At 52.0% G+C, this 12,321-nt stretch carries 8 protein-coding genes and 1 tRNA gene; 7 read left to right on the forward strand and 2 right to left on the reverse strand.

What is annotated here, in order from left to right; all coding sequences use genetic code 11:
- Positions 1 to 228 precede the first annotated feature (228 nt).
- The 3 genes from M5R41_18705 (at position 229) to M5R41_18715 (ending at position 885) form a co-directional block, all read left to right on the forward strand.
- Entirely contained in the window at positions 229 to 426 is a 198-nt protein-coding gene (locus tag M5R41_18705) for a type II toxin-antitoxin system HicA family toxin (protein ID MCZ7558423.1), read from the forward strand.
- On the forward strand, positions 423 to 662 hold the full coding sequence (locus M5R41_18710) for a hypothetical protein (GenBank protein ID MCZ7558424.1): 240 nt from the start codon (positions 423 to 425) through the stop codon (positions 660 to 662). The genes M5R41_18705 and M5R41_18710 overlap by 4 nt, the downstream gene beginning before the upstream one ends.
- Before the next feature lie 134 nt (positions 663 to 796).
- A tRNA-Ser gene (locus M5R41_18715) sits at positions 797 to 885 on the forward strand.
- Positions 886 to 3,308: 2,423 nt separating this feature from the next.
- Here the strand turns inward: M5R41_18715 and M5R41_18720 are convergent.
- Positions 3,309 to 3,794, reverse strand: coding sequence for a hypothetical protein (locus M5R41_18720; protein MCZ7558425.1), 486 nt, complete (start codon positions 3,792 to 3,794; stop codon positions 3,309 to 3,311).
- Positions 3,781 to 4,908, reverse strand: coding sequence for an AAA family ATPase (locus tag M5R41_18725; protein MCZ7558426.1), 1,128 nt, complete (start codon positions 4,906 to 4,908; stop codon positions 3,781 to 3,783). Before M5R41_18725 ends, M5R41_18720 begins: the two co-directional genes overlap by 14 nt.
- Positions 4,909 to 5,654: 746 nt before the next feature.
- Between M5R41_18725 and M5R41_18730 the strand changes: the two genes are divergently transcribed.
- From M5R41_18730 to M5R41_18745, 4 genes are all read left to right on the forward strand, one after another.
- Positions 5,655 to 6,320, forward strand: coding sequence for a hypothetical protein (locus M5R41_18730; protein ID MCZ7558427.1), 666 nt, complete (start codon positions 5,655 to 5,657; stop codon positions 6,318 to 6,320).
- Positions 6,321 to 6,428: 108 nt separating this feature from the next.
- Complete coding sequence (locus tag M5R41_18735) at positions 6,429 to 8,654, forward strand: site-specific DNA-methyltransferase (protein MCZ7558428.1); 2,226 nt, start codon at positions 6,429 to 6,431, stop codon at positions 8,652 to 8,654.
- A 114-nt stretch (positions 8,655 to 8,768) separates the two neighbouring features.
- Positions 8,769 to 9,599: a KilA-N domain-containing protein gene (locus M5R41_18740; protein MCZ7558429.1), complete on the forward strand. Its 831-nt coding sequence runs from the start codon at positions 8,769 to 8,771 to the stop codon at positions 9,597 to 9,599.
- Positions 9,599 to 12,286 (forward strand): DEAD/DEAH box helicase family protein, encoded by a 2,688-nt coding sequence (locus M5R41_18745; protein ID MCZ7558430.1) that lies wholly within the window; start codon positions 9,599 to 9,601, stop codon positions 12,284 to 12,286. Before M5R41_18740 ends, M5R41_18745 begins: the two co-directional genes overlap by 1 nt.
- Positions 12,287 to 12,321: the final 35 nt, after the last annotated feature.

Consider the following 12,321-nt stretch of genomic DNA (forward strand, 5'->3'; position numbering starts at 1 on the left):
GGCCCATTGTGGCCGCTTTTTTCAATGGCATACGCAGGATGTGCGCTGCCGATCCGACCATGGGTTTTGGACACGTTGCAAATGATGGGGAGTCTCAGAATGACACGTTCCGAAAATACGATTCACTCGTCCTCCGTCTTGCGCTTAAGAGACAAGCTCGGTATACTTCTCTCGAAATATTCTCGCGTGGAGAATATGAAGTCATTATCCTGGAATCATAGTTGAACATTGCCACCAAAGCTTCGTGAACGTGTTCGTTCGCTTGAAAAAGTCGGTTTCAATGACAGAGGCGGGCGCGGTGGTCACAGAAATTTCGTTCACCCGAACGTTTCGAAACCCATCACCATCGCCGAAAATCCAGGCGACGATGCATTACATTATCAGGTACGGGCCGTACAAAAGGTAATCGAGGAGTCAAAGAAATGAAGGAAAGCACAAAATATGCGAAGATTGTCGAGTGGTCGCCCGAGGACGGATGCTACATCGGCAGCGCTCCCGGCTTGCTCTTTGGCGGTTGCCACGGAGACGATGAAAAAGCGGTCTTTGAGGAACTCTGCGTTATCGTCGAGGAAACGATCGCGCTCTATCATAGTGAAGGCCGCACGCTGCCTCCTGCAACCTCCGGCAAGGATTTCGCGAACAGGATGCAGGATGCTGCATGAAGGAAGTGCCGGGGAGAATCTCTGTGAAACGATATATCCGTCTATTTTCAGCGATCGCGCGATAGGGATGAAATGACTCTTGCTTTTCAGATTCCGCCTTTGTAACTTGAAAATCAGCTTGAAACAGCTCCCCCGGAGAGGTGGGTGAGTGGCTGAAACCAACGGTTTGCTAAACCGTCGTACGGGTTAAACTGTACCGAGAGTTCGAATCTCTCCCTCTCCGCTTCCGAAGCGCTCGACTTATGTTGAGCGCTTTTTCTTCAAACCCAATGTGGCTGAAACCAATCCGCCTAGGCGGACTAAACCGTCGTACGGGTTACACTGTACCGAGAGTTCTGCGCCTGAGGCGCATCCCTCTCCGCTTCCGAAGCGCTCGACTTATGTTGAGCGCTTTTTCTTCAAAACCAATGTGGCTGAAACCAATCCGCCTAGGCGGACTAAACCGTCGTACGGGTTACACTGTACCGAGAGTTCTGCGCCTGAGGCGCATCCCTCTCCGCTTCCGAAGCGCTCGACTTATGTTGAGCGCTTTTTCTTCAAACCCAATGTGGCTGAAACCAATCCGCCTAGGCGGACTAAACCGTCGTACGGGTTACACTGTACCGAGAGTTCTGCGCCTGAGGCGCATCCCTCTCCGCTTCCGAAGCGCTCGACTTATGTTGAGCGCTTTTTCTTCAAACCCAATGTGGCTGAAACCAATCCGCCTAGGCGGACTAAACCGTCGTACGGGTTACACTGTACCGAGAGTTCTGCGCCTGAGGCGCATCCCTCTCCGCTTCCGAAGCGCTCGACTTATGTTGAGCGCTTTTTCTTCAAACCCAATGTGGCTGAAACCAATCCGCCTAGGCGGACTAAACCGTCGTACGGGTTAAACTGTACCGAGAGTTCTGCGCCTGAGGCGCATCCCTCTCCGCTTCCGAAGCGCTCGACTTATGTTGAGCGCTTTTTCTTCAAACCCAATGTGGCTGAAACCAATCCGCCTAGGCGGACTAAACCGTCGTACGGGTTAAACTGTACCGAGAGTTCTGCGCCTGAGGCGCATCCCCTCTCCGCTTCCGAAGCGCTCGACTTATGTTGAGCGCTTTTTCTTCAAACCCAATGTGGCTGAAACCAATCCGCCTAGGCGGACTAAACCGTCGTACGGGTTACACTGTACCGAGAGTTCTGCGCCTGAGGCGCATCCCTCTCCGCTTCCGAAGCGCTCGACTTATGTTGAGCGCTTTTTCTTCAAACCCAATGTGGCTGAAACCAATCCGCCTAGGCGGACTAAACCGTCGTACGGGTTACACTGTACCGAGAGTTCTGCGCCTGAGGCGCATCCCTCTCCGCTTCCGAAGCGCTCGACTTATGTTGAGCGCTTTTTCTTCAAACCCAATGTGGCTGAAACCAATCCGCCTAGGCGGACTAAACCGTCGTACGGGTTAAACTGTACCGAGAGTTCTGCGCCTGAGGCGCATCCCTCTCCGCTTCCGAAGCGCTCGACTTATGTTGAGCGCTTTTTCTTCAAACCCAATGTGGCTGAAACCAATCCGCCCAGGCGGACTAAACCGTCGTACGGGTTAAACTGTACCGAGAGTTCTGCGCCTGAGGCGCATCCCTCTCCGCTTCCGAAGCGCTCGACTTATGTTGAGCGCTTTTTCTTCAAACCCAATGTGGCTGAAACCAATCCGCCTAGGCGGACTAAACCGTCGTACGGGTTAAACTGTACCGAGAGTTCTGCGCCTGAGGCGCATCCCTCTCCGCTTCCGAAGCGCTCGACTTATGTTGAGCGCTTTTTCTTCAAACCCAATGTGGCTGAAACCAATCCGCCTAGGCGGACTAAACCGTCGTACGGGTTACACTGTACCGAGAGTTCTGCGCCTGAGGCGCATCCCTCTCCGCTTCCGAAGCGCTCGACTTATGTTGAGCGCTTTTTCTTCAAACCCAATGTGGCTGAAACCAATCCGCCTAGGCGGACTAAACCGTCGTACGGGTTACACTGTACCGAGAGTTCTGCGCCTGAGGCGCATCCTCTCCGCTTCCGAAGCGCTCGACTTATGTTGAGCGCTTTTTCTTCAAACCCAATGTGGCTGAAACCAATCCGCCTAGGCGGACTAAACCGTCGTACGGGTTACACTGTACCGAGAGTTCTGCGCCTGAGGCGCATCCCTCTCCGCTTCCGAAGCGCTCGACTTATGTTGAGCGCTTCTTCTTCAAACCCAATGTGGCTGAAACCAATCCGCCTAGGCGGACTAAACCGTCGTACGGGTTAAACTGTACCGAGAGTTCTGCGCCTGAGGCGCATCCTCTCCGCTTCCGAAGCGCTCGACTTATGTTGAGCGCTTTTTCTTCAAACCCAATGTGGCTGAAACCAATCCGCCTAGGCGGACTAAACCGTCGTACGGGTTAAACTGTACCGAGAGTTCTGCGCCTGAGGCGCATCCCTCTCCGCTTCCGAAGCGCTCGACTTATGTTGAGCGCTTTTTCTTCAAACCCAATGTGGCTGAAACCAATCCGCCTAGGCGGACTAAACCGTCGTACGGGTTACACTGTACCGAGAGTTCTGCGCCTGAGGCGCATCCCTCCGTACGCAAGCCCTGATTCTCTGTGCTTCAATTTCCTGAGGAATAGAATGACAGAAACTAAGTTTTCGCTGAGTGGGGGAGGTCACTTGAACATAAAAGGCACCACTATATCCGATAGACGCGCTGCTTCGGTCTGATTGTGCGCCAGATATTCATGTGACCACAACGCATCCGATCCCTCTGCACACTCCGTAGCCAGATGCTTACCGATTGCCTCCTTTTTCTTCCCGCATGCACGGGACAGTGCTTCTGGATCGTGCAGGGAACCGAGCAGAAACACGCGATCACGGATGTCCGCAGGGATCTGCTGTTGAAGCTGTGGGATGCGGTCAACATCACCGTCACAATCGAACACGAGCAGGATGTGTCGGAGAGGAAAGTCCAACATCGAGGCTGCATAATCGTTCAAAAATGCATCCCTTACCTTTGTACATCCACCCGATACGGGCAACGATTGAACGCGGCGGATAGCGACACGATCATCCAAAAGAAACCCGAGAACAACCTGACGAACGGCATCATCCTCGGAAAGAATGAGGAGGTGTTGCGTGAATTTATTGATCCCCATCGTAGATATCCCCGGTGATAATGGCATTGATCAGATCTCCACTTTGAGGCATGTCGCTCAGCAAGCGGATCTGTGTCGGCTCAAGGTGACTGCGTCTGTCGAGAAACAGGGTGCTTTCATCCGTGAACATTCTGATCGTTTCGGGATGATGCGAGGTGACAAGAATCTGTCCTGCATGCACGAATTCCCTGCGCAATTCAAGCATCAGTTGACCGATGTCGGTGAGTGAGAGGTAATTGTCGGGCACATCCCAGAAACAGAACAAGGGGCCATGGGCCTTGTTGGCGGTGATGATCAGCGCGATAAGGAACAGGCAGCGTTCGCCGTCGGAGAGGCGGTCGAAATGTACCATCAGAGTGTCGGCACCGCGATTGAATCGCAGGGAGAGCCGCTTGATTTCGATACCGACAGTCTCGTTGATCACGTCCACAAAATCGGGAATCAGGAGCTTGAGGTTGGACTCGAAGGTGCTATAGATCGAGAGCCTGGGACTCATTACCCCATTGAACCAGTCGGCGATGTTGGAACCATCCAGTGCCGGTTCCATGGTTTCGCCGCTACTTAGACCCGTCATGAACGGCGGAATGGGGGCGAGTAACACCATTCGGGACAACCATGACTTTACAATGGCAACCGGATCATCCGCCGACTTTGTGTGGATCAATGGTAAAGCAAACAGATGCCAGTCGATGGCGAACTGGGATGATCGCTCGGGCTGATCTGTTGCGGTGCGTGGGAGAACAACCGATGCGTGGTTTCTGTGAAATACCACGATGTTGCCGGCCGTCAGTTTCTCTTCGAGTACCCGGTATTCCTGAAATCCGGAGGGCAGCTCAAGAGCGATTTCATACGAATAAAGCTTCTGCTCAAGTTTTAGTTCGATGCTGAATCGCATCGGGATGGATGTTCGGCCGTGCGCGCTGTCAAGCTCTGTAATGAGAGTGCTGACGCGATTTGTGCCCCGGGCGATACTCTGGAAGATGATCAGCACATCGCGTACGGTGGACTTTCCCATGCCGTTTCTACCGATGAGCAGTAGGGATGTCGCGTCTCCCGTAACTAATTCGAAATTCTCAAGGCAGCGAAAGTTGTGTACGTAGAGTCTTTGCAGCATGGATGGACCTCGTTCCTGAAATCTGTTCTGGGGCAATATAGGAAAAGGGGGATCAGGTTGCGAGACTTGTCAAAGAAACGTTAGCGCACCGAAGTAGCTCAAGAATGGACAGGTCCGTGAGACCATCAAGGCTCAGGGCGGCCCGAAACTGATCTACATCGATCATCCATTTGATGTGGGAACGGATTTCTTAAGAGCAGATTGGCCAGTCCCTACGCTAACGGCAAAGCTGTGCGTAGGGTCCAGTGTACCGGTGCAAGAAGCGGCAGCAACGGCTCCAATCACCAGCTCTTGTACGTTGTCGCAATAAGTACTATTATGCTCGCTTGAAGCGAAAGATCCATCAAACGGAGGTGGTTGGCGAGTAAAACGAGGATTGTTGAAGATGCGCGTCGGTGATCACAATGCACGGCTTGGACTTCTAAAAATCAGTCGGACCCTCGTGCTATCGGTGTGCCAGAGATTGTCTACAAGCGAGAAGTACAAGAAAGGATGGAGCCAAAGTGAGTGTTGAGTGGTCATCTTTGTACATGCGGCTACACTATGCAACTGCGACCTGCGGTCTACAAATGGCCTATTGATGATGAAAGAAAATTGTGAAGGGCAAAAGACAGACACATCAACATCCAAGAATGCGTATCCAACAGGGTGTTCGAGTCCGGTTCGGTCTTATCATCGAAGATGCTAGTTGCGGCCTAGGTTCAGAGCTCCCAATCATTTAACTACAAATAAATAATTCACTAAAAATGGATAGAATACTAGAATTGTTTATATCTTCCGTACTGGGTGGCTTTGCAGCTTCTGGCATGACCGCTTGGGTTACATGGAAAATCATGAGAACCTCTAAATATATTGAAACCGTTACAAGTGAGCGAATAAAATGGATTCAAGTGGTCAGAGATGATTTCAATCGGTTGATATCATCGATATTAATTCATTGGAAAAATACTGATTATCTGAATAATCTGGAGAATGAAAAAATTAGACAAGACCTTACAGAACAATCATGTGGACCATATAGAGAAAATACAGATGAGGATTTGCAAGAATATTCAAGACTGAATCATGATATTATGAATGTTGGGCAGGCAATATCAAAAACGCTATCACGTAGTGAAATTGCAAGTTATGCCTTGTTGATAAAATTAAAACTGAATCCCGGGGACGATATTGAGATAATTAAAGATTTAGACAATATCGTAGACTTCTTTTCTGACTATTCAAAAAATATGAAAGAATTTGACCTTAATTTGAAGTTATTAGTGGAAAAAACCCAGACATTACTGAAAAGGGAATGGGAGAAAGTGAAAGCCGAAGTTCGGGAAAAAAAAAGTGAAACGCCAATGCGAAATTCTGCCAATGACGGAGGGAGTGGTAAATTGACACGTTCTTACCAGCATCAAGGTTTTTAACGGTGTGGAGTTACAAAGCCCGCATTCCGCCACTGCGCCAAGCGCCAAAACGTTGAAACTCACTCTCCCCAATTTCAAACCCTGACATTATCAATCACCCACACCCCTATGCTCAAACTCACCGACCAGGAAAAACAGGATATCATACGCTACATAGAAGCGAATCGCGAACTGCCTGAAAAGTACCGATTCCTGTTGTTTGAGGACAAGCGCGAAGTGGAGCTGGTGTGGAACGGCAAGACCAACGAGGTGTGCAATATCGTGCTGCCGTTCCAGACCATCGAGCAGGTGGATGAGCCGCGCACGGAGCAGCCCTCGGCTTCGGATTCGCAGTTTGATCTGTTTTCCACGGACGCGCGGGGACGGCAGCTCAAGGGCTGGACCAACAAGCTGATATGGGGCGACAATAAGCTCATTCTCTCCTCGCTCAAGAATGGCCCGATGCGTGACGAAATCGAAGCGCAGGGCGGACTGAAGCTGATTTACATTGATCCGCCCTTTGATGTGGGCGCGGATTTCTCGATGGATATTGAAATCGGTGGAGATACTTTTACCAAAAAGCCCAACATCCTCGAAGAAATCGCGTACCGCGACACCTGGGGTAAAGGCGCCGACTCTTTTATCGCGATGATTTACGAGCGGCTGATTTTAATGCGGGATTTGTTGGCAGAGGATGGGAGTATCTATGTGCATTGTGATTGGAGGGTGAATGGATTCCTACGTCTTGCACTTGATGAAATATTTAATTCAGATAACCACCTGAATCAAATATGCTGGAAGAGAACACCATTCGCTGGGAGCAGTAAGGCAAGAGCAAATAAATATCCGATCAATCAAGATACGATATATCTATATTCACGGACTGCGGAAGATTACACGTTTCATCAACAATATATTGATTACTCTGAGGAGTATAAGGAGCGCTTCAAATACCAAGATGATATTGGTTTATACAGGAAAACCTTGCTAAAAACGTACTCAGCTGAGACTGAAGTACGTTTGAAAAAGGAGAATAGATGGATTGATCCGATCAGACCCGGCGCTTATCCATCTTACAAACAGTACTTGCATGAATCCAAAGGAAAGCAGATCGAGGATATTTGGGTTGACGTTAATTCGGCGAATCCGATGGCGGGAGAACGTGTTGATTACCCCACCCAAAAACCCGAAGCCCTTCTCGAACGAATCATCAAAGCCTCCTCCAACGAAGGCGACCTCATTGCCGACTTCTTCTGCGGCTCCGGAACGACGGCAGCCGTGGCCGAAAAACTGGGGCGAAAGTGGATAGCGACGGATTTGGGCAAATTCGCCATTCATACCACGCGCAAGCGCATGCTGGGTGTACAGCGGCAGCTCAAGGCGGAAGGGAAAGGGTATCGCGCCTTCGAAATCCTGAATCTCGGCAAGTATGAGCGACAGCATTTTGTGGGCATCAACCCGAACCTGCGCGAGGAGGAACAACGGCAACAGCTCGCACAAAAGGAGGCTGCGTTTATCGAACTTATTCTCAAGGCTTACCGGGCGGAGAAGGTGGAGCAATTTGAAAGTTTCCACGGCAAGCGCGCTGGTCGTCTTGTATCCATCGGTCCGGTGAATCTTCCGGTAACACGCCTCTTCGCGGAGGAAATTATTCTGGAATGCCGCCGCAAGCATATCACCAAGGTGGACATACTCGGCTTCGAGTTCGAAATGGGTCTCTTCCCGAATGTGCTGGACGAAGCGCGCGGCAAGGGCATAGACATCGCGCCGAAGTACATCCCCGCCGAGGTGTTCGACAAGCGCGCGGTGGAGAAAAACCAGGTGGTGTTTCACGATGTGTCATTTATCGAGGTCAAACCGCACGTCACGAGTGCGAAGAAAAACAAGCCTGGGACCGTAGCGGTGGAGCTGACGGATTTCTCCGTGTTCTACTCGCAGGACAGCATAGCGCAAGCGGAGGAAAGTCTGGGTAAATCGGACAAAGCCGGGAGTAAAATCGTGGTTGAAAAGGGCCAGATCGTTAAGCTGGTGAAGGACAAGAGGGGGGTTATGAAGCGCGAGCAACTCACGCAGCACTGGACAGACTGGATCGATTACTGGAGCGTAGATTTCGATTTCCAGAGCAAGCGCGAAATCATCCGGGTACAGGATCCCGCCACCGGAGAGGTCAGCGAGAAGTGGACGGGCGATTACATTTTCGAGAACGAATGGCAGAGCTTCCGCACTAAAAAAGACCGCAATCTGGAATTGAAGAGCATCGCTGTCGAGGTGCCCACGGGTCGGCGCAAAATTGCGGTGAAAGTGGTGGACATTTTCGGCAACGACACCATGACCATTGTGGAGGTGGGGATATGAGCGGAACCGGTATCGCGACGGCATGCACCGATAAGTCTCAACGCAAGCACAGATGTTGCAGGTGGATGGGCGCAACACACTGCTCTCGTGCTAGTTTTCTGAGTGGAGGTTTGCATGGCTGGGAGTAAAACAATGACCGTGTTGAACGAAACTGTTCATGTACGGACGTTCAACGAGTCGGACTTCATCTCGCTCACCGACATCGCGAAGCACAGGAATCCGGATACACCTGCTGATTTGATCAAGAACTGGCTGCGCAGTCGCAGTACTATCGAGCTGCTTGGTCTGTGGGAGAAGCTGAACAACCCGAATTTCAAACTGGTCGAATTCGACCAGTTTAGATTCGAGTCGGGGACCAATGCCTTCGTGTTGTCTCCCCAGAAATGGATAGAGTCGACACACGCAATCGGTTTGATATCCAAATCCGGTCGCCACGGTGGCACCTTCGCACACAAGGATATCGCATTCGAGTTCGCCTCCTGGGTGTCGGTGGAGTTCAAGCTTTACCTGATCATGGAATTCCAGCGGCTCAAGGAAGCCGAGCAACAGCAGCTTGGTTGGGACATCAAGCGCAATCTGGCGCGAATCAATTACCGCATACACACCGAAGCGGTCAAATCAAACCTCATTCCTCCGGAGTTGAGCGCCGATCAGGTGCGCTTTGTGTATGCGGCAGAGGCGGATGTGCTGAACATGGCACTGTTCGGTATGACGGCAAAGAACTGGCGCGATCCGCATCCCGGCGAGAAAGGAACCGTCCGCGATCAGGCGACTGCGGCACAGCTTGTGTGTCTGGCGAATCTTGAAAATCTGAACGCGCTGTTTATCAAAGAAGGCCGGTCGCAGGAATGGCGCTTGCGGAAACTCAACCATATCGCCATCGAGCAGATGACTATACTGAGCGCTGACCGGGGCGTACGGCAACTTGAAGGAGGAAAGGACTGATGGCCTTGCATCCCGATTTCCCCGCTTCGCCGCACGCGGTGATCGATCCCGAGCTGCGCTGGTTTCCCGCGGACGAAGCTCTGCGCGAAAGCACCATGGACAAGCTCATGCCGCCGCTTGTGGCTGAAATGCGGCGCAGAGTGAAGGACTTTCGCGACAGCGGGTATGCCGAGGCCAGAGAAACCTCCCGCAGCCTGCTCACCTGGTGGTTTCTGGAGCCGCATTTGCTGCCCGGCAAGGATACCATCATGGGCAGCTTTGAGTATTATTTCGCGCAGCGCGAAGCCATCGAAACCGTTGTGTACCTCTGCGACGTCCTGAGGGTGAAAGACAGATTCGACCTGATGCGCTTCGACAGCAGCGGTCTTGTTTCGGCGAGTATGTTCGATGAAAGCTGGCGACGCTTTGTGATAAAAATGGCCACGGGCAGCGGCAAGACCAAGGTGATGAGCCTCGTTCTGGCGTGGAGTTATTACCACAAGCTCTACGAAACCGATTCGGAGCTATCGCGGAATTTCCTGGTTATCGCACCAAACATCATCGTGCTGGACAGGATTTATCACGATTTCCAGGGACTGCGGATTTTCTTCGAAGATCCCGTATTGCCCGACAACGGCTTCCACGGCCGCAATTGGCGCAACGATTTCCAGCTCACCCTGCACAAGCAGGACGAAGTGAACGTTACGCGCAAGACGGGGAACATTTTCCTGACCAATATTCATCGCGTATACGCTGGCGACGACATCCCGCCGTCGCCCGATGATGAAAACACCATGGACTACTTTTTCGGGAAGCGTCCGTCGGGAGCCACCACGGATTCCAAAGTCGATCTTGGTATGATCGTGCGCGACATCAGCGAGTTGATGGTCATCAACGACGAGGCGCATCACATACACAACAAGAAGCTGGCGTGGTTCAAATCCATCGAAGACATACACAATCGTCTGTTGCAGAAGGGGGCGAACCTCAGCCTGCAGGTGGACGTCACAGCCACTCCACGACACGACAACGGCGCGATATTCGTGCAGACCATTTCGGACTATCCACTGGTGGAAGCGATTTCGCAGAACGTGGTCAAGCACCCGGTGCTTCCCGACGCCCCCAGCCGCGCGAAAATGCACGAGAGGCAGAGCGCCAAATTCACCGAGAAGTATGCCGACTACCTCAATCTCGGCGTTGTGGAATGGCGCAAGGCGTATGACGAGCATCAGAAGTTGGGGAAGAAGGCCATATTGTTCGTCATGACGGATGACACCCGCAATTGCGACGAAGTGGCGGAGTATCTGGAAACGCATTACGCCGAGCTCAAGGACGCCGTGTTGACCATTCACACAAAGAACAACGGCGAGATTTCCGAAGCTGCATCCGGAAAGGCAAAGGAAGAGCTGGAACTCTTGCGGAAGCAGTCCAACGAAATCGATTCCAACGCCAGTCCGTACAAGGCTATCGTTTCGGTGCTAATGCTCAAGGAAGGCTGGGATGTGCGCAACGTCACCACCATCGTCGGTTTGCGCGCGTATGCCGCGGCCAGCAACATACTGCCCGAGCAGACGCTGGGACGCGGCCTGCGCAAGATGTATCCCGGCAGCCAGGAAGAATATGTGAGCGTGATCGGTACGGATGCCTTCATGGAATTCGTCGAATCCATACAGGCCGAGGGTGTTGAGCTTGTGCGCAGCGCCATGGGCGAAGGAAGCAAGCCCAAGACCCCACTGATCGTGGAAGTGGATACCGGCAATGCGAAGAAAGATATAGAGGCATTGGATATCGAAATTCCCGTACTCAGCGCGCGGGTGTATCGCGAGTACAAGAACCTCGCTGATTTGGACATCAACAGCATGACATTCCAGACTGTTGAGTACTTGCAGTTCAGCGAAGAGGAGCAGCGCGAGATTGTATTCAAGGACATCACCACCGGAGAAATAACACATAGCACGATGCTCGACGGCGCCGGCATTGCGGATTACCACAGCGTACTCGGCTATTTCGCGCAGACCATCATGAAAGAGTTGCGCCTCGTCTGCGGCTACGACGTACTGTACGGCAAATTGAAGCCCTTTGTACGTGACCTGCTGTTTGCCGCATCGGTTGATTTGGAATCTCCCAACACCCTGCGCAATCTCTCCGAGCTGGTCCCCACGAAGACCGTGATCGAGACCTTCAAGCAGGCGATAAACAATCTCACCGTCCGCGACAAGGGGGACGCCGTGATTTGCGACACCATCAAACTGCGGGAAACACGCCCATTTATCGTGCAAGACCAGCAGTACATGCTCCCGAAAAAATCGGTGTTCAATCGCGTCATCGGCGACAGCAAATTCGAGTTGGAGTTCGCCTCATTTCTTGACCAGTGCCCCGATGTTGTCTCCTACGCAAAGAACTTTCTCGCCGTACACTTCAAGCTCGACTACATCAACGCCGCGGGCGACATCTCCAATTACTACCCCGATTTCATCATCAAGCTCACCGACGGCCGCATCGTCATCGCCGAAACCAAAGGCCTGCAGGATCTCGACGTCCCCCACAAGATGCATCGCCTCCGCCAGTGGTGCGAAGACGTCAACGCCGCTCAAACTAGTACCGTGTATGATTTCGTCTTTGTCGACGAGGTTGGGTTTGAGAAATACGCCCCGAAAAATTTTGAAGAGGTGATGAAGGGGTTTGCAGGGTATAAGGAGGAGGGATGAGAGGGCGGCTTGTCGAATCTGACGTAAAGTATGGA

This window comes from Bacteroidia bacterium, assembly GCA_027493955.1.
Taxonomy (GTDB): Bacteria; Bacteroidota; Ignavibacteria; order SZUA-365; family SZUA-365; genus JAOSJT01.